A 24971-nucleotide genomic window follows, 5' to 3' on the forward strand; every position below is an offset into this window, starting at 1 on the left:
GGGGTACGCCAAATGTTGCAACCAAAGCGTACGAAGTTCCGCAAGCAGATGACCGGTCACAACCGTGGCCTGGCATTGCGCGGTAGCAAAGTCAGCTTCGGCGAGTTCGCGCTGAAGTCTGTTGCTCGTGGTCGTCTCACCGCTCGTCAGATCGAGTCAGCGCGTCGTGCTCTGACCCGTCACGTAAAACGTGGCGGCAAGATCTGGATCCGTGTATTCCCGGACAAGCCTGTCACCAAGAAGCCACTCGAAGTTCGGATGGGTAAAGGTAAGGGTAACGTGGAGTACTGGGTTGCCCAGATTCAGCCAGGCAAAGTCCTGTACGAAATCGAGGGTGTTTCTGAAGAGCTGGCGCGTGAGGCTTTCGCCCTGGCTGCTGCAAAGCTGCCGCTCGCCACCTCCTTTGTTAAACGGACGGTGATGTGATGAAAGCGAATGAACTTCGTGAAAAATCAGCACAGCAGCTGAACGAGCAACTGCTCGGCCTGCTGCGCGACCAGTTCAATCTGCGTATGCAGAAAGCAACTGGCCAGTTGGGGCAGTCTCATCTGCTCTCGCAAGTTAAGCGTGACATCGCTCGCGTGAAAACTGTGCTCAACCAGCAGGCAGGTAAGTAATCATGGCTGAAGCCGAAAAAACTGTCCGTACGCTGACTGGCCGTGTTGTCAGCGACAAGATGGACAAAACCATCACCGTTCTGATCGAGCGTCGCGTTAAGCACCCGATCTACGGTAAATACGTTAAGCGTTCGACTAAGCTGCACGCGCACGACGAAACCAATCAGTGCCACATCGGCGACAAGGTCACTATTCGTGAGACTCGTCCGATGGCCAAGACCAAGTCTTGGGCGCTGGTTGATGTTCTCGAACGCGCTGTGGAAGTCTAAGGGCTAGGGGTCGGAGAAATTATATGATTCAGACTCAATCCATGCTCGATGTGGCCGATAACAGCGGCGCTCGCCGTGTTATGTGCATCAAGGTGCTGGGTGGCTCCCATCGTCGTTACGCTGGTATCGGTGACATCATCAAAGTTACCGTCAAGGAAGCAATTCCTCGCGGTAAGGTGAAAAAAGGCCAAGTGATGACTGCTATCGTAGTCCGCACTCGCCACGGTGTTCGTCGTGCTGACGGCTCCATCATCCGCTTTGATGGCAACGCTGCTGTTCTGTTGAACAACAAGCAAGAGCCAATCGGCACCCGTATCTTTGGGCCAGTGACCCGTGAACTTCGTACTGAGAAGTTCATGAAGATCGTCTCGCTCGCCCCAGAAGTGCTGTAAGGAGATCCGACATGCAAAAGATTCGTCGTGACGACGAGATCATCGTGATCGCCGGCAAAGACAAGGGTAAGCGCGGTAAGGTGCTGAAGGTTCTTGCTGACAACCGTCTGGTTGTTGGTGGTCTGAACCTGGTCAAGCGTCATACCAAGCCTAACCCGATGTCGGGCGTACAAGGCGGTATCGTCGAGAAAGAAGCGCCACTGCACGCTTCCAACGTCGCCATCTTCAACGGCGAAACCAACAAGGCTGACCGCGTTGGTTTCAAAGTAGAAGACGGTAAGAAAATTCGTGTCTTCAAGTCGACCCAAAAAGCGGTTGATGCTTGAACACTGCTAGGTAGAAGACCATGGCACGACTAAAAGAGATTTACCGGAAGGAAATCGCACCGAAACTTAAGGAAGAACTTAAGCTTTCGAACGTGATGGAAGTTCCGCGCGTTACCAAAATCACCCTGAACATGGGTCTGGGCGAAGCGATCGGCGACAAAAAAGTCATCGAGCATGCCGTTGCCGACCTGGAAAAGATCACCGGTCAGAAAGTCGTTGTGACTTACGCTCGGAAATCCATCGCTGGCTTTAAAGTCCGTGAAGGTTGGCCGATCGGCGTCAAAGTGACCCTGCGCCGTGAGCGTATGTACGAGTTCCTGGATCGTCTGCTGTCGATCTCCCTGCCTCGGGTTCGCGACTTCCGCGGCCTGAATGCCAAGTCCTTCGATGGTCGTGGCAACTACAGCATGGGCGTGAAAGAGCAGATCATTTTCCCGGAAATCGATTACGACAAGATCGATGCTCTCCGCGGTCTGGACATTACCCTGACCACCACTGCTCGGACGGATGAAGAAGGTCGCGCGCTGCTGCGTGCTTTCAAATTCCCGTTCCGCAACTGATTGGAGTAGGACAATGGCCAAGAAGAGCATGAAGAACCGTGAGCTGAAGCGTCAGCTCACCGTTGCCAAGTACGCCACCAAGCGTGCAGCGCTGAAAGCTATCATCGTTGATCTGAACGCAAGTCCAGAAGCGCGTTGGGAAGCTACCGTAGCACTGCAGAAGCAGCCACGTGACGCCAGCGCCTCGCGCATGCGTAACCGCTGCCGCCTGACTGGTCGTCCGCACGGCGTGTACCGCAAGTTCGGCCTCGGCCGTAACATGCTGCGTCAAGCCGCTATGCGTGGTGACGTTCCAGGTCTGGTCAAAGCCAGCTGGTAAGCACTGTCAATGTCCTGGTGTTCGGGGTCGCGAGATCCTGACCGCCGGTGACCTTGAACTTGAATCAAGCCCCTTTTGGGGCTTGATTCATTTCTGGGGTGTGTCTAGAATACCCGGCTCGCCTGAGCCCGTGTTTTTATTGCGCGGATGCGCTCGGCGACACGTACTAGCCGAAAGGCTAATTTTTTGTGTATTAGGAGCGTCTAGCCCATGAGTATGCAGGACCCGTTAGCGGACATGCTAACTCGTATCCGTAATGCCCAGATGGCTGAAAAGTCCGTCGTAAGCATGCCATCTTCCACGTTGAAGGTAGCTGTTGCCAAAGTCCTGAAGGACGAAGGTTACATTGCGGGTTATCAGATCAGCAGCGAAATCAAGCCTCTGCTGTCCATCGAGCTGAAGTACTTCGAAGGCCGTCCGGTCATCGAGGAAGTGAAGCGCGTTAGCCGTCCTGGCCTGCGTCAGTACAAGTCCGTTGAGGATCTGCCGAAAGTTCGTGGCGGCCTGGGCGTGTCTATCGTCTCCACCAACAAAGGTGTGATGACGGATCGTGCTGCGCGCGCTGCCGGTGTCGGCGGCGAAGTTCTTTGCACTGTGTTCTAAGGGGGGATAAGCATGTCACGCGTCGCTAAGAACCCCGTTAAGCTGCCAGCCGGTGTCGAAGTCAAATTCGCAGGCCAACAGCTTTCGGTGAAGGGTGCCAAGGGCACTCTGCAACTGAACATCCATTCGTCCGTTGAGATCGTTGAAGAAGCTGGTGAGCTGCGTTTCGCTGCTCGCAATGGCGATCAACAGACTCGCGCAATGGCTGGTACCACTCGTGCGTTGGTTAACAACATGGTCCAAGGCGTAAGCCAAGGCTTCGAGCGCAAGCTCCAGCTGGTCGGTGTTGGTTACAAAGCGCAAGCAAAAGGCACAGTGCTGAACCTGGCTCTTGGCTTCTCGCACCCAGTGGATTATGAACTGCCGGAAGGCATCACCGCTGAGACTCCTAGCCAGACCGATATCCTGATCAAGGGCATCGACAAGCAGCTGGTAGGTCAAGTGGCCGCCGAGATCCGCGACTTCCGTCCACCAGAGCCGTACAAAGGCAAAGGTGTGCGCTACGCGGACGAAGTCGTCCGTCGTAAAGAAGCCAAGAAGAAGTAGGGCATAGCAAATGACCGACAAAAAAGTTACTCGACTGCGTCGCGCTCGCAAAGCACGCCTGAAAATGCACGAACTCGAAGTCGTGCGTCTCTGCGTGTTCCGCTCGTCGCAGCACATCTACGCCCAGGTCATTTCGGCCGACGGCAACAAAGTCCTGGCAAGTGCCTCGACTTTGGATAAAGAACTGCGTGATGGCGCCACTGGCAACATCGACGCGGCCACTAAGGTTGGCCAGCTGGTCGCTACGCGTGCTAAAGCCGCTGGCGTCTCGCAGGTGGCTTTCGACCGCTCTGGCTTCAAGTACCACGGCCGCGTCAAGGCGCTGGCTGATGCTGCTCGTGAAGCTGGGCTGGAGTTCTAAGTTATGTCAAATAACGACCAAAAGCGCGACGAAGGCTACATCGAGAAGCTGGTTCAAGTTAACCGCGTAGCCAAAACCGTTAAAGGCGGCCGTATCTTCACTTTCACTGCGTTGACCGTGGTAGGTGATGGTAAGGGCCGTGTTGGCTTCGGCCGTGGCAAGTCGCGTGAAGTGCCTGCTGCGATCCAGAAGGCAATGGAAGCTGCTCGCCGCAACATGATCCAGGTTGATCTGAACGGCACCACCCTGCAGTACGCAATGAAGTCTGCCCATGGCGCTTCGAAGGTGTACATGCAGCCTGCTTCTGAAGGTACCGGTATCATCGCTGGTGGCGCTATGCGTGCTGTCCTCGAAGTTGCTGGCGTTCAGAACGTTCTGGCCAAGTGCTACGGCTCGACTAACCCAGTAAACGTGGTTCACGCCACTTTCAAGGGTTTGAAAGCAATGCAGTCTCCTGAATCCATTGCCGCCAAGCGTGGCAAAAGCGTCAAGGAGATCTTCTGATCATGGCTACCGTAAAAGTTACGCTGATCAAAAGCATGACCGGCCGCATCCCTAACCACAAACTGTGCGTTAAGGGTCTGGGTCTGCGTCGCATCGGTCACACTGTAGAAGTCCAGGATACTCCCGAGAATCGCGGGATGATCAACAAGGCTTACTACATGCTGCGTGTCGAGGGTTAATCGATGAAACTCAATGATCTGAGTCCAGCGCCGGGTTCCCGTCGCGAAAAGCATCGTCCGGGCCGTGGTATCGGTAGTGGTTTGGGCAAGACCGGTGGCCGTGGCCACAAAGGTCAGACCTCCCGCTCCGGTGGCACCATCGCTCCAGGCTTTGAAGGCGGTCAACAGCCGCTGCATCGTCGCCTGCCGAAGTTCGGTTTCGTTTCCCTGAAAGCCATGGACCGCGCTGAAGTGCGTCTGTCCGAGCTGGCCAAAGTGGACGGCGACATCGTCACCGTGCAGTCCCTGAAGGATGCCAACGTGATCAACCAGAACGTACAGCGTGTGAAAATCATGCTGTCGGGCGAAGTTGCTCGTGCTGTCACCATCGGAAAGGGAATCGGCGCCACCAAAGGTGCGCGTGCGGCTATCGAAGCAGCTGGCGGCAAGTTCGAGGAATAAATGGCTAAGCAAGGTGCTCTCTCTGCGCTCGGCAAAGGCGGTATGTCTGAACTCTGGGCTCGTCTGCGTTTTCTGTTCCTGGCGATTATCGTCTACCGAATAGGCGCACACATCCCGGTTCCAGGTATCAACCCGGACCGACTCGCGGACCTGTTTCGACAGAATGAGGGGACCATTCTTAGCTTGTTCAACATGTTTTCCGGCGGCGCGCTGGAGCGGATGAGCATCTTTGCACTGGGGATCATGCCGTACATTTCGGCATCGATCATCATGCAGCTGATGTCCGCTGTCAGTCCGCAGTTGGAGCAGTTGAAGAAGGAAGGTGAAGCTGGCCGTCGCAAGATCAGCCAGTACACCCGCTACCTCACTGTCGTCCTCGCTCTCGTCCAGGCCGTTGGCATGTCCATCGGTCTGGCGGGGCAGGGCGTAGCGTTCACTGGTGACTTTGGCTTCCATTTCGTCGCGGTAACCACTTTTGTGGCGGGCGCGATGTTCATGATGTGGCTGGGTGAGCAGATTACTGAGCGTGGTGTTGGCAACGGTATCTCGATGTTGATCTTCGCAGGTATCGTCGCCGGTCTTCCGAGAGCGATCGGGCAGTCTTTCGAGTCTGCGCGTCAGGGCGATATCAACATCTTTGCTCTGGTTGCCATCGGTTTGCTGGCAGTAGCGATTATCGGTTTCGTGGTGTTCATCGAGCGTGGTCAGCGTCGTATTGCTGTTCACTACGCCAAGCGTCAGCAGGGCCGTAAGGTTTTTGCTGCGCAGACCAGCCACTTGCCGTTGAAGGTGAACATGGCCGGTGTTATCCCGGCCATTTTCGCGAGCAGCATCTTGCTGTTCCCGGCTTCGTTGGGTGCCTGGTTCGGCCAGTCTGAAGGTATGGGCTGGTTGCAGGACATCTCGCAGTCGATCGCTCCTGGTCAGCCGTTGAATATTCTGCTGTTTAGTGCAGGGATTATTTTCTTCTGCTTCTTCTATACGGCGTTGATGTTCAATCCGAAAGACGTAGCGGAAAACCTGAAGAAGTCCGGTGCCTTTATTCCGGGTATCCGTCCTGGTGAGCAGTCTGCGCGCTACATTGATGGCGTTCTGACTCGTTTGACCTTGTTCGGTGCTCTTTACATGACGGCCGTCTGCTTGCTTCCCCAGTTCCTGGTGGTTGCGGCAAACGTTCCGTTCTACCTTGGCGGGACCTCGTTGCTGATCGTGGTCGTGGTTGTGATGGACTTCATGTCCCAAGTACAATCGCACCTCGTTTCGCACCAGTACGAATCCCTGATGAAGAAAGCCAACCTGAAGGGCTACGGCAGCGGCATGTTGCGCTGAGTAGCGTCCATAAGGTTCGAGGAGTTGGTGATGAAAGTTCGTGCATCGGTGAAAAAGCTGTGCCGCAACTGCAAGATTATTCGCCGCGAAGGTGTTGTTCGGGTAATTTGCAGCGCGGAACCGCGTCACAAACAGCGCCAAGGCTGAGTGTGATTGTGCTTTAAGCCCGGCAGCTAGTGCGCTGCCGGGTTGATTATTTGTTATTACAGCGATATTATCTCGCGCCCTATTTCTTGGCTTCCGGGGCGTAGGTAGCTGTCAATTGGAGTCCCACTGAATGGCCCGTATTGCAGGCGTTAACATTCCAGATAACAAGCATACTGTTATCTCGCTGACCTACATCTATGGTGTTGGTCGCACTACTGCACAGAAAATTTGTGCAGAGACTGGGGTCAACCCAGCCGCAAAGATCAAGGATCTGAGCGACGAGCAAATTGAACAGCTGCGTGGCGAAGTGGCGAAGTTCACTACTGAAGGTGACCTGCGTCGCGAAATCAACATGAAAATCAAGCGCTTGATGGACCTCGGTTGCTATCGCGGTCTGCGTCATCGTCGTGGTCTGCCAGTACGCGGTCAGCGTACCAAGACCAACGCGCGTACCCGTAAAGGTCCGCGTAAGCCGATCCGCAAGTAATCGCCCCAGCGAATCGACAGGAATTTAATCATGGCAAAACCTGCTGCTCGTCCTCGTAAAAAAGTTAAAAAGACAGTGGTTGATGGCATCGCCCACATCCATGCTTCTTTTAACAACACCATCGTGACCATTACCGACCGTCAAGGTAACGCTCTTTCCTGGGCTACCTCCGGTGGTTCGGGTTTCCGCGGTTCCCGCAAGTCCACCCCGTTCGCTGCTCAAGTAGCTGCTGAGCGTGCTGGTCAAGCTGCGCTGGAATACGGCCTGAAAAACCTCGACGTCAACGTCAAAGGTCCAGGTCCAGGTCGTGAATCCGCAGTCCGCGCTTTGAACGGCTGTGGCTACAAGATCGCCAGCATCACCGACGTGACGCCAATCCCGCACAACGGGTGCCGTCCGCCGAAGAAGCGCCGCGTGTAATCCAGGAGATTGTAAAGAATGGCTCGTTACATTGGTCCAAAATGCAAACTCGCTCGTCGCGAAGGCACCGATCTCTTCCTGAAGAGCGGCGTGCGCGCGATCGAATCGAAGTGCAACATCGAAGCAGCACCTGGTATCCACGGCCAACGCCGCGGTCGCCAGTCCGACTACGGCACCCAACTGCGTGAAAAGCAGAAGGTCCGTCGTATCTACGGCGTTCTCGAGCGTCAATTCAGCGGCTACTACAAAGAAGCTGCTGGCAAGAAAGGCGCAACCGGCGAAAACCTGTTGCAGCTGCTCGAATGCCGCCTGGACAACGTTGTATACCGTATGGGTTTCGGTTCTACTCGTGCCGAATCCCGTCAGCTGGTATCGCACAAGTCGATCAGCGTTAACGGCCAGACCGTGAACGTTCCGTCCTACCAGGTTCGTGCTGGTGACGTGGTTGCTGTTCGCGAGAAAGCAAAGAACCAACTTCGCATTGTCCAAGCTCTCGATCTGTGTGCCCAACGTGGCCGCGTAGAATGGGTAGAAGTAGACACTGAGAAGAAGTCGGGCGTTTTCAAGAACGTTCCTGCTCGCAGTGATCTGTCCGCCGACATCAACGAAAGCCTGATTGTCGAGCTCTACTCCAAGTAAGGGCTAGAAAATAGGTGCATCCATGCAGATTTCGGTAAATGAGTTCCTGACACCCCGCCATATTGATGTGCAGGTTGTCAGTCCAACCCGCGCCAAGATCACACTCGAGCCTCTCGAGCGTGGTTTCGGCCACACCCTGGGCAACGCGCTGCGCCGCATCCTGTTGTCCTCAATGCCCGGCTGTGCAGTAGTCGAGGCCGAGATTGACGGTGTGCTCCATGAGTACAGCGCCATCGAAGGTGTACAGGAAGACGTAATTGAAATCCTGTTGAACCTTAAAGGTCTGGCTATCAAGCTGCACGGTCGTGACGAAGTTACGCTGACCTTGTCGAAGAAGGGTTCGGGGGTGGTTACCGCTGCCGATATTCAGCTGGATCATGATGTCGAGATCGTTAACCCCGATCACGTAATCGCTAACCTGGCGTCTAACGGCGCCCTGAACATGAAGCTCACCGTAGCTCGTGGTCGTGGTTATGAACCGGCAGACTCGCGTCAGAGCGATGAAGACGAAAGCCGCAGCATTGGTCGCTTGCAGCTTGACTCTTCGTTCAGCCCGGTTCGCCGTATCGCATACGTGGTGGAAAACGCCCGTGTCGAACAGCGTACCAACCTGGACAAGCTGGTTATTGATCTGGAAACCAACGGTACCCTGGATCCTGAAGAGGCAATCCGCCGCGCTGCAACCATTCTGCAACAGCAGTTGGCTGCGTTCGTCGACCTCAAGGGTGACATCGTGCCTGAGGCTATCGAGCAGGAAGACGAGATCGATCCGATCCTGCTTCGCCCGGTTGACGATCTGGAACTGACTGTACGTTCGGCTAACTGCCTTAAGGCGGAAAACATCTACTACATCGGCGACCTGATTCAGCGTACCGAAGTAGAGCTGTTGAAGACTCCGAACCTTGGCAAGAAATCCTTGACTGAAATCAAGGACGTTCTGGCCTCCCGCGGTCTGTCCCTCGGCATGCGCCTCGACAACTGGCCGCCTGCAAGTCTTAAGAAGGACGACAAGGCGACTGCCTGATCGTCGTAATCACCGAACGTTGTGTTTGGTAAGGAATGAACCATGCGTCATCGTAAAAGTGGTCGTCACCTGAGCCGCACCAGCTCGCACCGCAAGGCCATGTTCCAGAACATGGCGGTGTCGCTGTTCGAGCACGAGCTGATCAAAACTACACTGCCGAAAGCCAAAGAACTGCGCCGCGTTGCCGAGCCGCTGATCACTCTGGCCAAGACAGACAGCCTGGCTAACCGCCGCCTGGCCTTCGACCGTACTCGTTCGAAAGCCATCGTTGGTAAGCTCTTCAACGACCTGGGCAAGCGTTACGCTACCCGTGAGGGTGGCTACCTGCGCATCCTCAAGTGCGGTTTCCGCGCTGGCGACAACGCGCCTATGGCGTACGTCGAGTTGGTCGATCGTGCTACTGCTGGCGAAGCTGTAAGCGCCGAGTAAGACGACAGTCTGCAACGAAGAACCGGGCCCAGTGCCCGGTTTTTTGTGCTCGCAAGAAAAAAGCTTATTCATACAAGCTTGCTTGGGTCGCAAACGCCACTATATGGCGTTGGGGTTGTTGTTAGATAATTTCTATTGAAGCGCACAATTTAATAAATTTGTGGCGCTCATCTTGTTGATCAATACTCCTCACCAGCCGATTAGCCGGCAGTCCGAAGACCGACCTAGGAAGAATTGAGCATGAGCCAGATCAAAACGCTTACGACCGCTAGCGGCGCCCCCGCCGCCGATAACCAGAACTCTCGCTCCGCAGGTCCTCGTGGCCCGCTGCTGCTCGATGATTTCCACCTGATCGAGAAGCTTGCTCATTTCAACCGCGAAAATATTCCCGAGCGTCGCGTGCACGCTAAAGGGTCGGGCGCATACGGTACGTTTACCGTAACGCGTGACATTACCCAATACACCAGCGCCAAGCTGTTCGAATCGGTCGGTAAGCAGACGCCTACGTTCCTTCGCTTCTCTACCGTGGGCGGCGAGCGCGGTTCTGCGGATACCGAGCGCGATCCTCGAGGCTTCGCCCTTAAGTTCTACACAGAAGAAGGTAACTGGGACATCGTTGGCAACAACACCCCGGTGTTCTTCATCCGCGACCCGCTGAAATTCCCAGACTTCATCCACACTCAGAAACGCTTGCCGCAAAGCAACCTCAAGAGTGCCCAGATGATGTGGGATTTCTGGTCGCATTCCCCAGAGGCGCTGCACCAGGTCACCATTCTGTTTTCCGATCGGGGCATTCCTGACGGCTACCGTCATATGCACGGCTTCGGCAGTCACACCTACAGCCTGATCAATGGCCAAGGCGAACGTCACTGGGTTAAATGGCACTACAAGACCAAGCAAGGCATCAAGAATCTCGCGCCGGCCGAAGCCGCGCGCCTGGCGGGCACCGATCCGGATTACGCCCAGCGTGACCTGTTCAATGCGATTGAGCGCGGTGACTTTCCAAAATGGAGCGTCTGCATCCAAATCATGAGCGAAGCCCAGGCTGCAGCCCATTACGAGAATCCGTTCGACGTGACCAAGACCTGGTCGCAGAAGGAATTCCCGCTGATCGAAGTCGGCGAACTCGAGCTGAATCGTAATCCCTTGAACTACTTTGCCGAAGTGGAGCAAGCGGCGTTCGGGCCGAGCAACATGGTGCCGGGCGTGGGTCTTTCGCCTGATCGCATGTTGCAGGGCCGTGTATTCGCCTACGCCGATGCTCACCGCTACCGCGTAGGTACCAACCACCAGCAACTGCCGGTGAATGCTCCGCGCAGCCCGGTCAATACCTACCAGCGCGACGGTTCCATGGCTTTTGGCAGTAACGGCGGCGCAGCGCCAAACTATGAGCCCAACAGTTACGTGGAGGCGCCGAAGCAAGCCCCGCGTTATGCGGAACCGGCACTGGCCCTCAGCGGTGCAGCGGATCGTTATGATCATCGCGAGGACACCGACTACTACAGCCATGCAGGTGCGCTGTTCCGCTTGATGAACGAGGAACAGAAGGCGCTGTTGATCAGCAATATCGCCGGTGCAATGGCAGGCGTGTCGGCTGACGTGATTGATCGCCAACTGCAGCATTTCTTCAAGGCAGACCCTGCTTACGGAGAGGGTATCGCGAGGGCGTTGGGCGTACAGCTTAACTAAGTCTAAACGAGAAGCAGAACCGCCCTCATTTGGGCGGGTTTTGCGTTATTTAGCGCTCTTTTCTTAGATTTTCTTCGCTTTTGTTGCGCTGGGCGAGTGACCTTGCAGTCAGCTTGGTTCAAACTAGAGCCTTTCAAAGCTTGTGGAGATGTAGGGCGATGCAAGGTCACCCAGACGTAATCGATTACCTCAACACGTTGCTGACCGGCGAACTGGCGGCCCGTGATCAATATTTCATCCATTCGCGGATGTACGAGGATTGGGGTTTTACCGAGCTCTACGAACGTATCAACCATGAGATGGAAGAAGAGGCTCAGCACGCCGATGCGCTGATGCGCCGGATCCTGATGCTTGAAGGCACGCCACGCATGCGTCCGGACGACCTGGACATCGGCACTACCGTGCCTGACATGCTCGCTGCCGACTTGCGTTTGGAGTACAAGGTTCGCGCTGCTTTGTGTAAAGGTATCGAGCTGTGCGAGCAGCACAACGACTATGTAACTCGCGAGATCTTACGTGTGCAGCTCAACGACACCGAAGAAGATCACACTTACTGGCTGGAAAAACAGTTGGGCCTGATCAAGCTGATCGGGTTGGAGAATTACCTGCAATCGCAATATTGATCGTAGGCAGGCTCTCTCTGGAAAGCGAAAAGCCCCTGGCATCGATGAGATGCCAGGGGCTTTTTCGTGTCCGGGCCAATCAGTCCCGGTCACGCTCCAGCAATGGCTTGAGGTAGTGCCCAGTGTGGGACTGCTTCATTTCCGCCACTTGTTCCGGCGTACCTACCGCGATGATCTGTCCGCCCTTGGATCCGCCCTCCGGCCCCAGGTCCACCAGCCAGTCAGCGGTCTTGATCACGTCCAGGTTGTGCTCGATAACCACCACGGTGTTGCCGTGATCGCGCAGGCGGTGGAGCACGTCGAGCAACTGCTGGATATCGGCGAAATGCAGACCGGTGGTCGGCTCGTCGAGGATATACAGGGTCTTGCCGGTATCGCGCTTGGACAGCTCGCGGGATAGCTTCACCCGTTGGGCCTCCCCACCGGACAAGGTCGTCGCCGATTGCCCGAGCTTGATGTACGAAAGGCCTACATCCATCAATGTCTGGAGCTTGCGCGCCAATGCCGGCACCGCGTCGAAGAAGACCCGGGCCTCTTCGATGGTCATCTCCAGGGTTTCGTGGATGTTCTTGCCCTTGTACTTGATCTCCAGTGTTTCCCGGTTGTAGCGCTTGCTCTTGCATACGTCGCACGGCACGTAGATATCGGGCAGGAAGTGCATTTCCACCTTGATCAAGCCATCGCCCTGGCAGGCTTCGCAGCGTCCGCCCTTGACGTTGAACGAGAACCGGCCTGGCCCGTAGCCCCGTGAGCGCGATTCCGGTACGCCGGCGAACAGCTCACGGATCGGTGTGAACAATCCGGTGTATGTCGCGGGGTTGGAACGTGGCGTCCGGCCAATCGGGCTCTGGTCGATGTCAACGACTTTATCGAGATGCTCGAGGCCCTTGATGCTGTCGTGGGCGGCGGCTTCCAGGGTCGTGGCACCGTTCAAGGCCGTGGCGCTCAGCGGGAACAGCGTGTTGTTGATCAACGTCGACTTGCCGGAGCCGGATACGCCGGTGACGCAGGTCAGCAGACCAATGGGAATTTCCAGGTCGACATTGCGCAAGTTGTTGCCGCGGGCGCCCTTGAGGGTCAGCGACAACTTCTTGTTACGCGGCGTACGTTTGGCCGGCACCTTGATCTTCACTCGGCCAGACAGGTACTTGCCGGTCAACGAGTCAGGGTGCGCCATGACCTCGGCCGCCGTCCCTTGGGCGACAATGTGGCCGCCGTGCACGCCCGCGCCGGGACCGATGTCCACTACATAGTCGGCCAGGCGGATAGCGTCCTCATCGTGCTCGACCACGATGACTGTGTTGCCAATGTCCCGCAGGTGTTTCAGCGTTCCGAGCAAGCGGTCGTTGTCCCGCTGATGCAGGCCAATGGACGGTTCGTCGAGGATGTACATGACGCCCACCAGGCCGGCGCCGATCTGGCTGGCGAGGCGGATACGCTGGGCCTCGCCACCAGACAGCGTGTCAGCGCTGCGGTCGAGGGTCAGGTAGTCCAGGCCTACGTTCACGAGGAACTGCAAGCGCTCGCGGATTTCCTTGAGGATCTTGTCGGCGATTTCGCCCCGACGGCCCGTCAGCTTGAGCCCACCGAAATAATCGGTCGCATCGCCGATCGGCAGGCTGGTCACCGCCGGCAAGGTTTTCTCGCCGACCCACACGTGCCGCGCCTCCCGGCGCAAACGGGTGCCGCGGCAGTCCGGACAGGGCTGGGTGCTGAGGAACTTGGCCAGTTCCTCACGCACGCTGGCCGACTCGGTCTCGCGGTAGCGCCGCTCCAGGTTGGGTACGATGCCTTCGAACGGGTGGGAGCGCTTGACGATATCGCCACGGTCGTTCAGGTATTTGAAGTCGACGTTTTGCGAGCCGCTGCCTTGCAGGATGAACTTCTGCTGTTCGGCGGGCAGTTCGTTGAAGGGTTTGTCCAGGCTGAACTTATAGTGAGCCGCCAGCGACCCGAGCATCTGGAAGTAATAGACGTTACGCCTGTCCCAGCCGCGAATCGCGCCCTCGGCCAGGGTCAGTTCGCCATTGACCAAACGCTTGGTGTCGAAGAACTGCTTGACCCCCAGACCGTCGCAGGTCGGGCAAGCGCCGGCCGGGTTGTTGAACGAGAACAGCTTGGGCTCCAGCTCGCTGATGGCGTGGCCACAGATCGGGCAGGCAAAGCGCGCGGAAAAGATGATCTCTTCGCCGGGTTCGTCGTCCATCGGCGCAACCAACGCTATGCCGTCCGCCAGTTTCAGGGCCGTCTCGAAGGATTCGGCGAGGCGCTGTTGCAGGTCGCCCCGGACCTTGAAACGGTCCACTACCACGTCGATCGAGTGCTTCTTCTGTTTATCCAGCTTCGGCAGTTCGTCCAGCTCGCACAGCTTGCCGTTGACCCGGGCACGTACGAAGCCTTGAGCGCGCAGTTCTTCGAACACCATAAGGTGTTCGCCCTTGCGCTCGCGTATGACCGGCGCCAGGAGCATCAACTTGCTGCCTTCGGGTTGGGCCAGCACCAGGTCGACCATCTGGCTGACGGTCTGGGCTTCCAGCGGGATGTCGTGGTCGGGGCAGCGGGGCATGCCGACACGCGCATACAGCAGGCGCAGGTAGTCGTAGATCTCGGTAATGGTGCCTACCGTCGACCTCGGGTTGTGGGAGGTCGATTTCTGCTCGATGGAGATCGCCGGCGACAGGCCTTCGATGGTGTCGACGTCGGGTTTTTCCATCATCGACAAGAACTGCCGGGCATACGCCGACAGCGATTCGACATAGCGTCGCTGGCCTTCGGCGTACAAGGTATCGAAGGCCAGGGATGATTTACCGGATCCGGACAGGCCGGTGATGACGATCAGCTTGTCCCGGGGCAGGGTCAGGTCGATGTTCTTCAGGTTGTGGGTACGGGCCCCACGAATCAGGATCTTGTCCAAAGTGGCCTCGCTCGGCGGGCGTCGAAAACGTAGGAGTATACGGGTAAACACTGGATGGATACACACTATCAAGTGTCATACATGAAGACTGCGCGGCAAACGGTCGCCATATACCCCCTCAATCGATGGGACTGGTAGAATCCCCGCCGGTTCACACGAGGTTTTTCCATGCACGATCCCCACAGCGAACGCATGAGTAGCGGCGAGACCCGCGCGGCAAGCGGTCTGGCCCTGGTGTTCGCCTTCCGCATGCTGGGCATGTTCATGGTGTTGCCGGTACTGGCGACCTATGGCATGGACCTGGCGGGCGCGACCCCGGCCCTCATAGGGTTGGCGATCGGCGCCTATGGCCTGACCCAGGCCATTTTCCAGATTCCCTTCGGCATTATTTCCGACCGTATCGGGCGACGTCCCGTCATTTACCTGGGGCTCATCGTGTTTGCCCTCGGCAGTGTGCTGGCGGCGAACGCGGATTCGATCTGGGGCGTGATCGCCGGACGGATCCTGCAAGGGGCGGGGGCGATTTCCGCCGCCGTCATGGCCTTGCTGTCAGACCTGACTCGGGAACAGCATCGGACAAAAGCCATGGCCATGATCGGCATGACGATTGGTCTGTCGTTCGCGGTCGCCATGGTTGTAGGACCGTTGGTGACGCGTGCCTTTGGCTTATCGGGCCTGTTTCTGGCAACCGGTGCCATGGCATTGGTCGGTATCCTCATCGTCGCGGTCTTCGTGCCGCGCTCTACCGGGCCCTTGCAGCACCGCGAATCCGGCGTGGCCCGCCAGGCGCTGGTGCCGACACTCAGACATCCCGACCTGCTGCGCCTGGACCTGGGCATCTTCGTCCTCCACGCCATGCTGATGTCCAGCTTCGTGGCCCTGCCGCTGGCACTTGTGCAAAAGGCCGGCCTGCCCAAGGAGCAGCATTGGTGGGTCTACCTGACGGCACTGGTTATTTCGTTCTTCGCCATGGTCCCGTTCATCATCTATGGCGAGAAGCGACGCAAAATGAAACGAGTTTTACTCGGCGCCGTCGTGACCCTCATGCTCACTGAGCTATTCTTCTGGCAGTTCGGCGACAGCCTGCGGGCCCTGGTGATCGGCACCGTGGTTTTCTTTACCGCGTTCAATCTGCTGGAGGCGTCGTTACCGTCGCTGATCAGCAAGGTTTCACCGGCGGGCGGCAAGGGCACGGCGATGGGGGTGTATTCCACCAGCCAATTCCTCGGTTCGGCGTTGGGCGGGATTCTCGGCGGCTGGCTGTTCCAGCATGGCGGTTTGTCGGTTGTGTTCCTGGGTTGCGCCGCGCTGGCTGCACTTTGGTTGGCCTTTGCTGTTACCATGCGCGAACCTCCGTATGTGACGAGCCTGCGCTTGCCGTTGTCGCCCGAAGCCATTCGCGAAGCAGGCCTGGCCGAGCGCCTCAGGGCCGTCGTTGGAGTAACCGATGCAGTGGTGGTCGCCGACGAGGCGGCCGTATACATCAAACTGGACACCGAATTATTGGATCGTGCGACGCTCGAGCGCCTGGTGAACAACCCGGCCCCGGCAGCGTGCGAAGCCTAGGAGAACGTTATGGCCCGTGGGGTTAACAAAGTCATATTGGTCGGTACTTGCGGCCAGGATCCAGAAGTTCGTTACCTGCCTAACGGCAACGCCGTGACCAACCTGAGCCTGGCGACCAGCGAACAATGGACCGACAAGCAGACCGGCCAGAAGGTCGAGAAGACCGAATGGCACCGCGTGTCGATGTTCGGCAAAGTGGCCGAGATCGCCGGCGAATACCTGCGCAAGGGTTCGCAGGTGTACATCGAAGGCAAGCTGCAGACCCGCGAGTGGGAAAAGGACGGCATCAAGCGCTACACCACTGAAATCGTGGTCGACATGCAAGGCACCATGCAATTGCTTGGTGGCCGTCCGCAAGGCGACCAGCAGCAGGGTGGCAACAACTACCAGCAGTCCGCCCCGCGCCAGCAAGCCCCTCGTCCGCAGTCAGCGCCACAGCCACAACGCGAGCGCCCGGCCCCACAACAGGCCGCGCCGCAGCCGGCACCGGATTTCGACAGCTTCGATGACGATATTCCGTTCTGAGGCAGCTCTGAGCATCAAGCCCCAAGCTCCAAGCTAAAACAAAACCGCGCTTCGGTTCCCGAGGCGCGGTTTTTTTCTGCCTGAGAGTTGGCTAGGGCTTTTCGACAGCCAGTAGTTGTTCCGTACTCACCACCTTCGCATAGGCAAACCCCAGCGCTGACATGAACGCGGCATGGACATGGGCAGCAGGGACGACAAGCCCATTGAATTCCAGGTCGCGGCTGGCGCAGGCGTCGTGGACCACCGTCACCTCATAACCCATGTCAGCGGCCGCCCGCGTAATGCCGTCGATGCACATGTGGCTCATGCTACCCACGACCACCAGCCGTTCGATACCGTGATGCTCGAGTGTCGCTTGCAGCTCGGTTTCGCGAAACGCATTGACGAAGTGTTTGAGCACCACCGGTTCGTCGGCGCGGTTGGTTACCTTGGGGTGCAACTGCGCGCCTTCGGAGCCTGGCGTGAAGAAAGGGGCCTGGTCGGAAGTGAATTCGTGGCGGATGTGAATCACCTGGTTTGCGGCCTGGCGAAACGCCTCGATCAACCTGGCGGCGTTATCGGCGGCTGCTTCGGCGCCGGCCAGAGGCCATTTCCCTTGGGGGAAGTAGTCATTCTGGATATCGACTACGATGAGCGCTTGCTTGGACATGGGGTCTTCCTCGTTTAATCAGGATGTGGCGCCAGTATTGGCGTTTGTCCGGGATTCGACGATTGGCCGCAACGACAATAAGCGAGGGAAAACTGACAATGGCGCAGGAAAGGGCATTCGTCGAACTCGGCGTGCTGATCTACCCCGGCGCGCAAATGGCGGCGATGCACGGTTTGACCGACCTGTTTGCGGTGGCGGATGCCATCGCGGCGGAGCAGGCCAGTGTGCAATTGCCACGGCTGCGCGTAAGTCACTGGCAAACGGCGAACGGCGAAGTGCCGTCGCGGGTGTTTGCCAGCGATGCCGGTCCGCACGCGCCCTTGATCGCCTTGTTGATACCGCCCTCTATTGCCGGCTTCGATGAAGCTATCGCGACGCCGACACTGATGGATTGGCTACGGACGCAGCACGCAGGCGGCACCGTTTTGGGCGGGGTTTGCGTCGGCTCGATCCTGCTGGCCGAAAGCGGTTTGCTGGATGGGCGCAGCGCGACCACCCATTGGACTTCAGCCACGACCTTCGCGGCGCGTTATCCCAAGATCAAGCTGGACGCCGATAAACCCATTGTGGACGACGGCGATCTGATCACCACCGCCGGGCTCATGGCCTGGGCGGAGCTTGGGCTGCGGCTGGTGGATCGTCTGCTCGGGCCAAGCATCGCCACACGCACCGCGCAGTTCCTGGTGATCGAGCACAGCGACAGCGCGAGCCAGTGCGGCAGCAATTTCGCGCCAATCCTGGGGCATGGCGACGGTGCGATCCTGAAGGTGCAACACTGGCTGCAACGCAGCGGCGCGGTGGATGTTTCCCTTGGCGCGATGGCCGAACAGGCGGGACTGGAAGAGCGCACCTTCCTGCGCAGGTTCCGTGCGGCCACGGGCCTCAAGCCCACCGAATACTGCCAGCACCTGCGAGTTGGCAAGGCTCGGGAAATGCTGGAATTCACCAACGGCACCATCGATCACATCGCCTGGACCGTCGGCTATCAGGACCCTTCTGCCTTTCGAGCGACTTTCAAGAAAATCACCGGCTTAGCGCCGAGTGACTACCGGGCGAAATTTGGCGTGACCCCTCAGAACGCACCCAGAGGCTGACGGGGATGTGCGCAGCGGTCGTGCAAATTGCCGGACGGCCGCTTGCAGTCGTGCAGAATGAAACAGGCCCCGTGCCACATTATTCGCCCATCCCCCCGTTTCCTCGACCGTTCGTCCCCTGCCGAGCCGTTGGCCTGATCTCTGCAATCCTTATAGCTACGGCTATTGAGCGCAGTTAAAAGGACAACGCATGACGTCGATCCCTCGTGACAAATTAGTGGTGGCCCACTCGGTCAATCCCCAGGCACCCCTGCATGAAGTCGAAACCAATAGGGCCCTGGCCCGCTGGTTGGCGAATATCCTTGGCTTGGAATACGGCGGCAGTTACGACAGCCAGCAACACGCCGAGCGGGATTTGTATCTGTTGCCTACGCAAACTCTGATAGGTCCAGAGGCCGCGTTGCGTCTGGGCGTCAAGGGACCGGACGATCTTTGGGGCGGCTATGTCGATCACGATTTCATCTGCACCAAGGCGATTGCCCATGGTCTGTTGAATAAGGACGCGGTCGCGCCGAAGGGCTGGTCACCGCTGTTCGGCAAGTTGACCCGTGGCGTCGTGCTTGATGGTGTCAGCGTCTTCTCGCTCAAGGATGCGCGCCAAGCCGCCGAGCATTTGCTCTACGCCGGGCCGATTCGCTTCAAGCCAATCCATGCTTGTGCCGGACGGGGTCAGCGGGTTATCCGCAGCATCGCGCAATTCGATGAAATCGTCGCGGCTCCAGACGCCCAGGCGTTATTCAGCGAGGGGATCGTGCTGGAGCAGAACCTCAATGAGGTCAAGACCCAGAGCGTGGGCCAGAGCTTTATCAACGGCAAGGTCCTGAGCTATTGCGGCGTCCAGCACCTGACCCGCGACAACCAAGGCGAAGAGGTCTACGGCGGCTCTGACCTTCTGGTGGCTCAGGGTGGCTACATCGAGTTGCTCGGCCTGGAATTGCCGGACGATGTACGCGAAGCGGTGCGGTTGGCGCAGGTGTTCGATGACGCTGCCAACCAGGCGTATCCCACGTTCTTTGCTTCGCGGCGCAACTACGACATTGCCCAAGGGACCGACACCGGTGGCCAATTTCGCGGCGGCGTGCTGGAGCAGTCGTGGCGAATGGGCGGCGCCAGCAGCGCGGAGCTCGCGGCATTGCAGGTGTTTGTCGAGGATCCCGCGACCCGCGCGGTTCGGGTGTCCTCGGTTGAGACCTACACCGACCAACCACTGCCGGCCGGCGCTACGGAGGTTTATCGCGGCGCGGCAGAGAATGGTGATTTCCTACTCAAATACGTAACGGTCCAATCCTATGACGGCTAGAAGCGAAACCATCCAGATTGCCATTGACGATGAGCATATGAACGGGACCTTCCTCAGCCCCAAGTCGAAGGTCCCCGGCGTGTTGTTCGTACACGGTTGGGGCGGCAGCCAGGAGCGCGACCTGGAGCGGGCCAAGGGCATCGCCGGCCTGGGCTGTGTCTGCCTGACGTTCGACTTGCGCGGGCATACGGGGGGCGCCGGGATCCCGCTGTCACGGGTCACGCGGGAGGACAATCTGCGGGACCTGCTGGCGGCCTACGACCGATTGCTCGCCCATCCCGCCCTCGATACCTCGGCGATAGCCGTGGTTGGCACCAGCTACGGTGGCTACCTGGCCTCGATCCTGACCTCGTTGCGTCCGGTGCGTTGGCTCGCCTTGCGCGTGCCGGCACTTTATCGCGACGAGCAATGGCACACGCCCAAGCGCGACCTGGATAAAGCCGACCTGCTCGATTATCGCAGCACGCTCGTCCATGCCGACACCAATCGCGCCTTGCACGCGTGCTCGCAGTTCACAGGCGATGTGCTGCTGGTGGAGTCCGAGACCGACGATCATGTGCCCCATGCCACCATCATGAGCTACCGCGCCGCCTGTCAGCAGACCCATTCGCTGACCCACCGGATCATCGACGGCGCCGACCATTCCCTGAGCGACCCCGTGTCACAACAGGCCTACACCTCGATCCTGGTGAGCTGGATCACGGAGATGGTGGTGGGCGAGCGGTTGAGCATCATTCAGGAGCGGTAGACATAAGTGTCCAGGCGGGCCTGTTCGTCGGATCAGGCACCGCATCACTTGACCCCAGGCTTGACCCGCAACGCCTTGGCCTTCGCCTCGATCACCAGGTACATCACCACCGTGATCAACAACGGCAGGATGAAATAGATCGCCCGGTAGGCAATCAGCCCCGCGATCAAGCTGCCCCGCGACACCTCATGCTGCAGCAGCGCGACGAACACCGCTTCCAGCACGCCGAGCCCAGCGGGAATGTGAGTGATCACCCCGGCGATACTGCTGATCAGCAACACCCCGAGCACCACCGGGTAATCCAGTTTGCTCGGCAGCAACGTAAAGATCACCGCCGCCATCAGCGACCAGTTCAACGCCCCGAGCGCCAGTTGCAGCACGGCCATGCGCAGGGAAGGCAGGTTGATCTCCATCCCGCGAACCGTCCAGGCGCGGCGTTTTGAAAAGCGGCAGGCCAGCAGGTAGCCGGCGCTTGCCAGCAACAACAGCGCCCCGACGCCTTGCAGTGCATTGCTGCTCAGCTTCCAGCCTGGAGGCATGGTCACCAGGCCGCTGCTGAACACCACGCCGGCCAGGGTCATATAACCGAACCAGTTGGTTGCCAGGCTCAAGCCCAGGATCTTGGCGATATTGCCCGTGCTCACCCCCAGCCGCGAATAAAGTCGGTAGCGCATGGCGATGCCACCCACCCAGGCGCTGAGGTTGAGATTGAACGCATAACTGATCACCCCCACCGGGAGGATCTGCCGCCACCCAAGTTTCTGCCGGATGTAGGTACGGCCGATCAGATCGAAGCAGGCGTAGGTGACGAAACTGGTGATGGTCAGGGCGGCGGCAATGAAAAGCGTGCGCAGCTTGAAGTCCGCCAGTGTGGTGAAAACCTCGGACCAGTCGATGCGCCGAGCCAATGCGGTGAACAGCACAATCAACAGCAGGAAAAAAGCCAGGGTCAGCGGGCGTTTCCAGCGGCTCCAGCGGGACTTGGGCTTGGCCTGTTCCGGCGCATGGGCATCTCTCGGCGCGGTGTGCGCGTCAGAGTGGTTCATGGGGTTCGCTCCGGACCGCCGTCGGCGGTGAGAAAGGTTTCAGACGTGGTTTATGGGCCGGCAGCCATCCGGCCCAGGCCGGAAAATGACGCAGGAAGTGGAACACCATGAAACCGATAGTCATGCGCCAGAGCAGCCCGCGCGGGGCGTGGTTTTCTGGCATGACGGTGCAGTGATTGCGGCTCAGGTGTTCGAGACGCTCGAACAGCTCGCGGTTGAAGCCGCGGTCGCGGATCAGCACGTTGGCTTCCAGGTTCAGCGACAGGCTCAGCGGGTCGAGGTTGCTCGAACCCACGGTGGCCCAGTCCTCGTCCACCAGGGCGACCTTGCCATGCAGCGGGCGCTCGCAATATTCGTAGATCGTCACGCCGGCCTTGATCAAATGGTCATAAAGCATCCGCGCCGCGAGCTTGGCGATCATCATGTCCGGTTGCCCTTGCAGGATCAGCCGCACCTCGACGCCGCGTCGCGCGGCGTTGCGCAGCTCACGCAGCAACCGATAGCCGGGGAAGAAATAGGCGTTGGCGATCACTACCCGGCGCTGGGCGCTGCGCAGCACTTGAAGGTAGACCTCCTCGATGTCGGTCTGATGCTCGTGGTTATCGCGATAAACCAGGCGCACCTGACCGTCATGATCATTGAATGCCAGCTCGGTACGGCGGCTGCGGCGACGTTGCCACCAATACTTGGCCCGGGCCGGACGCCCGGTTTGCAGCAGCGCGAAGTGATGGATATCCACCACCGCCGGGCCTTTGATCTCCACCGAATAATCCTGCTTGGCCTCGGGGCCGAAATCGCCCAGGTGGTCAGCGGAAAAGTTGATCCCGCCGATGAATGCGATCACGCCATCCACTACCACGATCTTGCGGTGCAGGCGGCGGAACCAGTTGGTGCGGATGCCCAGGTGCCGTGGGGCAGGGTCGAACATCTGCAGGCGTACTCCGGCATCGCTCAACGACGCGAGAAACGCAGTGCTCAGCTCACCGCAACCAAAACCGTCGAGGTTGACGGTGATGCGTACGCCGCGCTTGGCCGCGTCCACCAATATGTCCCGCAGTTCGAAGCCGACCTTGTCCTCGAACAGAATGAAAGTCTCCAGGAGAACTTCTTCCTGGGCACGGCGAATCGCCTCGAAGACACGTGGGAAATACTCCTCTCCGTTTTCCAGGAGCGTGACGCGGTTGTTGCCATGCCAGCCATATTCGACGTCGGCCAGCGCCGGGTTGCGCTCGGTGGGCGGTACCTCGACCTTTTCCACCGTCGCCTTGTTCATCGTCGCGCTCATAATTCAATCTCCACCGACAGCGGTGCGTGGTCGGAAAGGTGCGACCAGGGTCGTACATTCAGTACCTGGGCGTGATGGGCCTTGAGGTTGCGCACATAGATCCGGTCCAGGCGCAAAATCGGCAGGCGTGCCGGAAAACTTCGGGCCGGTTTGCCCCACTGTTCAGCGAACACCTCCCGCAAACCGCAGGGCTCGAGCAGGTCAGTGGCCTTGCCGCGCCAATCGTTGAAATCCCCCGCGACGATCACTGGGGCCTCGGGCGGCAGCTCGCCCAGGCGTTGGCAAAGCAACTTCAATTGTTCTACGCGATGGCCTTCACGCAGCCCCAGGTGGACGCAAATGGCGTGCACGTCCCGTCCACCCTCAGCGTTCGGCAGGCGCAATACGCTGTGCAGCATGCCGCGGCTTTCATGGCCGCTGATGGACACGTCGAGGTTGTCGTGGCGGATGATCTGGAATTTCGACAGCAACGCGTTGCCATGGTCGCCCGCCGGATACACCGCGTTGCGCCCGTAGGCGAACTGCGGCCAGAGGGTGTCGGCGAGGAATTCGTATTGGGGAATGCTCGGCCAGTTGCTGTAGCGCTGGGGATGGTGCTCGTGGGTGCCATGCACTTCTTGCAGGAACACCACGTCGGCGGAAACGCTGCGCACGGCTTCGCGCAGTTCCGGCAGGATGAAACGCCGGTTCAACGCGGTGAAGCCCTTGTGCGTATTGACCGTCAGCACCGTGAATCGATTGACCTGGTCGAGCAAGCGCTGCGCGGCGTCCTGCAACGGCTCGCGGGTGGCTTCGCTGGATTCTGGCGTGCTCATGGCAATACTCCTTCTGCCGGGCGCTCACCGGGAGCGGTGGCGAGGTGCTTGTCCAGGTCGAAGCGCTCCAGCAGGTGGCGCGCGTCGTAGGGCGCGCGGACCTTGATGTCGTTGTCGAAATAGCAGAACACCTCTCGGCTCTTGCGTGCCCGAGGCTTTTTTTTCGGATCGATCAACTGGGCGTCGCTCGGCTGCGTGCCGTGGCTCCAGGCCTCGATCCGGTCGCCCCAACGCTTGAGCGCCTCGTCGGTATAGCCGCTGGCGTACAGCTCTTCGGCGCCGTGCAGGCGCAGGTAGACGAAGTCACTGGTCACGTCCTCGCGATAGGGCCATTTTCCGGCGGTATCGGCGACCACCAAGGCGACGTCGTAGCGTTTGAGCAGGGCGACGAAGCGTGGGTCGACGAAGCTTTCATGTCGGATCTCCACCGCGTGGCGCAATGGTCGCTTTTTATCGGTCTCGGTGCTGGCGTGGCCGTCCAGGCGCGACTCGTGCTCGCGTGCCAGCGCGGCGGCGGCGTGGGTGTCGTGGGGCAGCTGCTTGAGGAAGTCCTCGAACAGCTCCGGGTCGAATTTGAAGTTGGGCGGAAACTGCCAGAGGATGGCGCCGAGTTTTTCCTTGAGCTCCAGCACCCCGGAAGCGAAGAAATTCGCCAATGGCTTGTGGATATCCCGCAGGCGTTTGACATGGGTGATGAAGCGCGGCGCCTTGACGCTGAACACGAAGCCTGGCGGCGTCTCGGCGTACCACTGGGCATACCGCTCGGGACGTTGCAGGGCGTAGAACGATCCATTGATTTCGATGCTGTTGACCGCTCGAGAGGCGAATTGCAGTTCCCGTTTCTGCGCCAGCCCCTTGGGGTAGAAGTCGCCCCGCCAAGGCGTGTAGCGCCAACCGGAAATGCCAATGTGGATCGCCGTCATGTATCCCTCCCGTGCCAATGACCTCGTACCGCCTGTGTCTTTTGATGACCGCTGGGCGGGCTGGAAAGTTTCGATGGCCTTACCGACGGAAGGGGCTGAGCAGGTTTTGTGGCGAGGGAGCTTGCTCCCGCTGGCCTGCGCAGCAGGCCCATGCATTCATTCTGACGTGACGAGTATCCAGGTTTCAGGGCCGCGACGCGCC

The 24971-nt window shown here is 58.8% G+C and carries 33 protein-coding genes; 27 read left to right on the forward strand and 6 right to left on the reverse strand.

The genetic code is table 11. The annotated features are described in order from the left end of the window. The first annotated feature begins 12 nt into the window (after positions 1–12). The 22 genes from rplP to bfr all read left to right on the forward strand — a co-directional run bounded on the left by rplP (position 13) and on the right by bfr (position 11904). Positions 13–426 carry a 50S ribosomal protein L16 gene (rplP, locus tag M1D68_RS02835; protein WP_003186052.1) on the forward strand — a complete coding sequence of 138 codons (414 nt, stop codon included), beginning with the start codon at positions 13–15 and terminating at the stop codon, positions 424–426. Next, positions 426–617, forward strand: coding sequence for a 50S ribosomal protein L29 (gene rpmC / locus M1D68_RS02840; protein ID WP_002555481.1), 192 nt, complete (start codon positions 426–428; stop codon positions 615–617). Before rplP ends, rpmC begins: the two co-directional genes overlap by 1 nt. A 2-nt stretch (positions 618–619) precedes the next feature. Further along, complete coding sequence (gene rpsQ, locus M1D68_RS02845; RefSeq protein ID WP_003194644.1) at positions 620–886, forward strand: 30S ribosomal protein S17; 267 nt, start codon at positions 620–622, stop codon at positions 884–886. Positions 887–909: 23 nt separating this feature from the next. After that, positions 910–1278 carry a 50S ribosomal protein L14 gene (gene rplN / locus M1D68_RS02850; protein WP_420767526.1) on the forward strand — a complete coding sequence of 123 codons (369 nt, stop codon included), beginning with the start codon at positions 910–912 and terminating at the stop codon, positions 1276–1278. 11 nt (positions 1279–1289) lie between these two features. After that, positions 1290–1604, forward strand: a complete 315-nt coding sequence (gene rplX, locus M1D68_RS02855; protein WP_003186046.1) for a 50S ribosomal protein L24 — start codon at positions 1290–1292, stop codon at positions 1602–1604. Between the two features lie 20 nt (positions 1605–1624). Continuing rightward, on the forward strand, positions 1625–2164 hold the full coding sequence (gene rplE, locus M1D68_RS02860; protein ID WP_030140492.1) for a 50S ribosomal protein L5: 540 nt from the start codon (positions 1625–1627) through the stop codon (positions 2162–2164). 13 nt (positions 2165–2177) lie between these two features. Further along, positions 2178–2483, forward strand: a complete 306-nt coding sequence (rpsN, locus tag M1D68_RS02865) for a 30S ribosomal protein S14 (protein WP_003186042.1) — start codon at positions 2178–2180, stop codon at positions 2481–2483. A gap of 210 nt (positions 2484–2693) precedes the next feature. Then, complete coding sequence (gene rpsH, locus M1D68_RS02870; protein WP_017848802.1) at positions 2694–3086, forward strand: 30S ribosomal protein S8; 393 nt, start codon at positions 2694–2696, stop codon at positions 3084–3086. A 12-nt stretch (positions 3087–3098) separates the two neighbouring features. Next, positions 3099–3632 (forward strand): 50S ribosomal protein L6, encoded by a 534-nt coding sequence (rplF, locus tag M1D68_RS02875; RefSeq protein WP_003186039.1) that lies wholly within the window; start codon positions 3099–3101, stop codon positions 3630–3632. A 10-nt stretch (positions 3633–3642) separates the two neighbouring features. Continuing rightward, a complete protein-coding gene (rplR, locus tag M1D68_RS02880; protein WP_003186037.1) occupies positions 3643–3993 on the forward strand; it encodes a 50S ribosomal protein L18 in 351 nt (116 codons plus the stop codon). A 3-nt stretch (positions 3994–3996) separates the two neighbouring features. Beyond that, positions 3997–4497 (forward strand): 30S ribosomal protein S5, encoded by a 501-nt coding sequence (gene rpsE / locus M1D68_RS02885; protein WP_003186035.1) that lies wholly within the window; start codon positions 3997–3999, stop codon positions 4495–4497. A gap of 2 nt (positions 4498–4499) precedes the next feature. Continuing rightward, a complete protein-coding gene (gene rpmD, locus M1D68_RS02890) occupies positions 4500–4676 on the forward strand; it encodes a 50S ribosomal protein L30 (protein ID WP_003176408.1) in 177 nt (58 codons plus the stop codon). A 3-nt stretch (positions 4677–4679) separates the two neighbouring features. Then, positions 4680–5117 carry a 50S ribosomal protein L15 gene (gene rplO / locus M1D68_RS02895; protein ID WP_003186032.1) on the forward strand — a complete coding sequence of 146 codons (438 nt, stop codon included), beginning with the start codon at positions 4680–4682 and terminating at the stop codon, positions 5115–5117. Next, positions 5118–6446 (forward strand): preprotein translocase subunit SecY, encoded by a 1329-nt coding sequence (gene secY / locus M1D68_RS02900; protein WP_018612224.1) that lies wholly within the window; start codon positions 5118–5120, stop codon positions 6444–6446. It begins immediately after the preceding gene. Between the two features lie 30 nt (positions 6447–6476). Then, a complete protein-coding gene (rpmJ, locus tag M1D68_RS02905) occupies positions 6477–6593 on the forward strand; it encodes a 50S ribosomal protein L36 (protein WP_002555468.1) in 117 nt (38 codons plus the stop codon). A gap of 130 nt (positions 6594–6723) precedes the next feature. Continuing rightward, positions 6724–7080: a 30S ribosomal protein S13 gene (gene rpsM, locus M1D68_RS02910; protein ID WP_009045849.1), complete on the forward strand. Its 357-nt coding sequence runs from the start codon at positions 6724–6726 to the stop codon at positions 7078–7080. A gap of 30 nt (positions 7081–7110) precedes the next feature. After that, complete coding sequence (gene rpsK, locus M1D68_RS02915; protein ID WP_002555466.1) at positions 7111–7500, forward strand: 30S ribosomal protein S11; 390 nt, start codon at positions 7111–7113, stop codon at positions 7498–7500. 18 nt (positions 7501–7518) lie between these two features. Then, on the forward strand, positions 7519–8139 hold the full coding sequence (gene rpsD, locus M1D68_RS02920) for a 30S ribosomal protein S4 (protein ID WP_003176404.1): 621 nt from the start codon (positions 7519–7521) through the stop codon (positions 8137–8139). A gap of 22 nt (positions 8140–8161) precedes the next feature. After that, positions 8162–9163, forward strand: a complete 1002-nt coding sequence (locus M1D68_RS02925; protein ID WP_420767527.1) for a DNA-directed RNA polymerase subunit alpha — start codon at positions 8162–8164, stop codon at positions 9161–9163. Between the two features lie 42 nt (positions 9164–9205). Continuing rightward, positions 9206–9592, forward strand: coding sequence for a 50S ribosomal protein L17 (gene rplQ, locus M1D68_RS02930; RefSeq protein WP_003176402.1), 387 nt, complete (start codon positions 9206–9208; stop codon positions 9590–9592). Between the two features lie 240 nt (positions 9593–9832). After that, entirely contained in the window at positions 9833–11281 is a 1449-nt protein-coding gene (locus M1D68_RS02935; RefSeq protein ID WP_457969229.1) for a catalase, read from the forward strand. A gap of 158 nt (positions 11282–11439) precedes the next feature. After that, positions 11440–11904: a bacterioferritin gene (bfr, locus tag M1D68_RS02940; protein WP_420767529.1), complete on the forward strand. Its 465-nt coding sequence runs from the start codon at positions 11440–11442 to the stop codon at positions 11902–11904. A 79-nt stretch (positions 11905–11983) separates the two neighbouring features. On the opposite strand, the gene uvrA is transcribed toward bfr, so the two are convergent. Continuing rightward, positions 11984–14818, reverse strand: coding sequence for an excinuclease ABC subunit UvrA (gene uvrA / locus M1D68_RS02945; protein ID WP_420767530.1), 2835 nt, complete (start codon positions 14816–14818; stop codon positions 11984–11986). A gap of 168 nt (positions 14819–14986) precedes the next feature. Between uvrA and M1D68_RS02950 the strand changes: the two genes are divergently transcribed. Both M1D68_RS02950 and M1D68_RS02955 read left to right on the forward strand, forming a co-directional pair. Continuing rightward, positions 14987–16384, forward strand: coding sequence for an MFS transporter (locus tag M1D68_RS02950; RefSeq protein WP_434609258.1), 1398 nt, complete (start codon positions 14987–14989; stop codon positions 16382–16384). A gap of 9 nt (positions 16385–16393) precedes the next feature. After that, complete coding sequence (locus M1D68_RS02955; protein WP_024778338.1) at positions 16394–16909, forward strand: single-stranded DNA-binding protein; 516 nt, start codon at positions 16394–16396, stop codon at positions 16907–16909. Positions 16910–17000: 91 nt separating this feature from the next. On the opposite strand, the gene M1D68_RS02960 is transcribed toward M1D68_RS02955, so the two are convergent. Further along, entirely contained in the window at positions 17001–17558 is a 558-nt protein-coding gene (locus tag M1D68_RS02960; protein WP_420767532.1) for a cysteine hydrolase family protein, read from the reverse strand. A gap of 98 nt (positions 17559–17656) precedes the next feature. On the opposite strand from M1D68_RS02960, the gene M1D68_RS02965 reads away from it, so the two are divergent. From M1D68_RS02965 to M1D68_RS02975, 3 genes are all read left to right on the forward strand, one after another. Beyond that, a complete protein-coding gene (locus tag M1D68_RS02965; RefSeq protein ID WP_457969232.1) occupies positions 17657–18652 on the forward strand; it encodes a GlxA family transcriptional regulator in 996 nt (331 codons plus the stop codon). A gap of 190 nt (positions 18653–18842) precedes the next feature. Further along, the gene (locus M1D68_RS02970; protein WP_420767534.1) at positions 18843–19952 is read left to right on the forward strand and encodes a DUF3182 family protein; all 1110 of its coding nucleotides are present in this window, start codon (positions 18843–18845) and stop codon (positions 19950–19952) included. Beyond that, positions 19942–20700 (forward strand): alpha/beta hydrolase family protein, encoded by a 759-nt coding sequence (locus M1D68_RS02975; protein WP_305498458.1) that lies wholly within the window; start codon positions 19942–19944, stop codon positions 20698–20700. Before M1D68_RS02970 ends, M1D68_RS02975 begins: the two co-directional genes overlap by 11 nt. A 44-nt stretch (positions 20701–20744) precedes the next feature. Here the strand turns inward: M1D68_RS02975 and M1D68_RS02980 are convergent, their stop codons facing one another. Genes M1D68_RS02980 through M1D68_RS02995 form a run of 4 tightly spaced genes read right to left on the reverse strand, consistent with a single transcriptional unit; the run spans position 20745 to position 24769 of the window. Beyond that, the gene (locus tag M1D68_RS02980; RefSeq protein WP_420767535.1) at positions 20745–21746 is read right to left on the reverse strand and encodes a lysylphosphatidylglycerol synthase domain-containing protein; all 1002 of its coding nucleotides are present in this window, start codon (positions 21744–21746) and stop codon (positions 20745–20747) included. Then, the gene (gene clsB, locus M1D68_RS02985) at positions 21733–23031 is read right to left on the reverse strand and encodes a cardiolipin synthase ClsB (protein WP_420767536.1); all 1299 of its coding nucleotides are present in this window, start codon (positions 23029–23031) and stop codon (positions 21733–21735) included. The genes M1D68_RS02980 and clsB overlap by 14 nt, the downstream gene beginning before the upstream one ends. Continuing rightward, the gene (locus M1D68_RS02990; protein ID WP_420767537.1) at positions 23028–23846 is read right to left on the reverse strand and encodes an endonuclease/exonuclease/phosphatase family protein; all 819 of its coding nucleotides are present in this window, start codon (positions 23844–23846) and stop codon (positions 23028–23030) included. The genes clsB and M1D68_RS02990 overlap by 4 nt, the downstream gene beginning before the upstream one ends. Beyond that, positions 23843–24769 (reverse strand): DUF72 domain-containing protein, encoded by a 927-nt coding sequence (locus M1D68_RS02995; protein ID WP_420767538.1) that lies wholly within the window; start codon positions 24767–24769, stop codon positions 23843–23845. Before M1D68_RS02995 ends, M1D68_RS02990 begins: the two co-directional genes overlap by 4 nt. Positions 24770–24971 lie beyond the last annotated feature (202 nt).

This window comes from Pseudomonas sp. R4-84 (assembly GCF_054130985.1).

Bases quoted from the DNA above. Each gene is read 5' to 3' on its own strand.
- rpmD (WP_003176408.1), top strand. From the start codon at position 4,500: ATGGCTACCGTAAAAGTTACGCTGATCAAAAGCATGACCGGCCGCATC.
- secY (WP_018612224.1), top strand. From the start codon at position 5,118: ATGGCTAAGCAAGGTGCTCTCTCTGCGCTCGGCAAAGGCGGTATGTCT.
- M1D68_RS02960 (WP_420767532.1), bottom strand. From the start codon at position 17,558: ATGTCCAAGCAAGCGCTCATCGTAGTCGATATCCAGAATGACTACTTC.
- rplN (WP_420767526.1), top strand. From the start codon at position 910: ATGATTCAGACTCAATCCATGCTCGATGTGGCCGATAACAGCGGCGCT.
- rplQ (WP_003176402.1), top strand. From the start codon at position 9,206: ATGCGTCATCGTAAAAGTGGTCGTCACCTGAGCCGCACCAGCTCGCAC.
- rplO (WP_003186032.1), top strand. From the start codon at position 4,680: ATGAAACTCAATGATCTGAGTCCAGCGCCGGGTTCCCGTCGCGAAAAG.
- M1D68_RS02925 (WP_420767527.1), top strand. From the start codon at position 8,162: ATGCAGATTTCGGTAAATGAGTTCCTGACACCCCGCCATATTGATGTG.
- rpmC (WP_002555481.1), top strand. From the start codon at position 426: ATGAAAGCGAATGAACTTCGTGAAAAATCAGCACAGCAGCTGAACGAG.
- rpsQ (WP_003194644.1), top strand. From the start codon at position 620: ATGGCTGAAGCCGAAAAAACTGTCCGTACGCTGACTGGCCGTGTTGTC.
- rplE (WP_030140492.1), top strand. From the start codon at position 1,625: ATGGCACGACTAAAAGAGATTTACCGGAAGGAAATCGCACCGAAACTT.
- M1D68_RS02970 (WP_420767534.1), top strand. From the start codon at position 18,843: ATGACGTCGATCCCTCGTGACAAATTAGTGGTGGCCCACTCGGTCAAT.
- rpsM (WP_009045849.1), top strand. From the start codon at position 6,724: ATGGCCCGTATTGCAGGCGTTAACATTCCAGATAACAAGCATACTGTT.
- rpmJ (WP_002555468.1), top strand. From the start codon at position 6,477: ATGAAAGTTCGTGCATCGGTGAAAAAGCTGTGCCGCAACTGCAAGATT.
- M1D68_RS02965 (WP_457969232.1), top strand. From the start codon at position 17,657: ATGGCGCAGGAAAGGGCATTCGTCGAACTCGGCGTGCTGATCTACCCC.
- M1D68_RS02935 (WP_457969229.1), top strand. From the start codon at position 9,833: ATGAGCCAGATCAAAACGCTTACGACCGCTAGCGGCGCCCCCGCCGCC.
- rplF (WP_003186039.1), top strand. From the start codon at position 3,099: ATGTCACGCGTCGCTAAGAACCCCGTTAAGCTGCCAGCCGGTGTCGAA.
- rplP (WP_003186052.1), top strand. From the start codon at position 13: ATGTTGCAACCAAAGCGTACGAAGTTCCGCAAGCAGATGACCGGTCAC.
- rpsK (WP_002555466.1), top strand. From the start codon at position 7,111: ATGGCAAAACCTGCTGCTCGTCCTCGTAAAAAAGTTAAAAAGACAGTG.
- rpsN (WP_003186042.1), top strand. From the start codon at position 2,178: ATGGCCAAGAAGAGCATGAAGAACCGTGAGCTGAAGCGTCAGCTCACC.
- M1D68_RS02975 (WP_305498458.1), top strand. From the start codon at position 19,942: ATGACGGCTAGAAGCGAAACCATCCAGATTGCCATTGACGATGAGCAT.
- M1D68_RS02980 (WP_420767535.1), bottom strand. From the start codon at position 21,746: ATGAACCACTCTGACGCGCACACCGCGCCGAGAGATGCCCATGCGCCG.
- M1D68_RS02955 (WP_024778338.1), top strand. From the start codon at position 16,394: ATGGCCCGTGGGGTTAACAAAGTCATATTGGTCGGTACTTGCGGCCAG.
- rplR (WP_003186037.1), top strand. From the start codon at position 3,643: ATGACCGACAAAAAAGTTACTCGACTGCGTCGCGCTCGCAAAGCACGC.
- bfr (WP_420767529.1), top strand. From the start codon at position 11,440: ATGCAAGGTCACCCAGACGTAATCGATTACCTCAACACGTTGCTGACC.
- clsB (WP_420767536.1), bottom strand. From the start codon at position 23,031: ATGAGCGCGACGATGAACAAGGCGACGGTGGAAAAGGTCGAGGTACCG.
- rpsE (WP_003186035.1), top strand. From the start codon at position 3,997: ATGTCAAATAACGACCAAAAGCGCGACGAAGGCTACATCGAGAAGCTG.
- M1D68_RS02950 (WP_434609258.1), top strand. From the start codon at position 14,987: ATGCACGATCCCCACAGCGAACGCATGAGTAGCGGCGAGACCCGCGCG.
- rpsD (WP_003176404.1), top strand. From the start codon at position 7,519: ATGGCTCGTTACATTGGTCCAAAATGCAAACTCGCTCGTCGCGAAGGC.
- rpsH (WP_017848802.1), top strand. From the start codon at position 2,694: ATGAGTATGCAGGACCCGTTAGCGGACATGCTAACTCGTATCCGTAAT.
- rplX (WP_003186046.1), top strand. From the start codon at position 1,290: ATGCAAAAGATTCGTCGTGACGACGAGATCATCGTGATCGCCGGCAAA.
- M1D68_RS02995 (WP_420767538.1), bottom strand. From the start codon at position 24,769: ATGACGGCGATCCACATTGGCATTTCCGGTTGGCGCTACACGCCTTGG.
- M1D68_RS02990 (WP_420767537.1), bottom strand. From the start codon at position 23,846: ATGAGCACGCCAGAATCCAGCGAAGCCACCCGCGAGCCGTTGCAGGAC.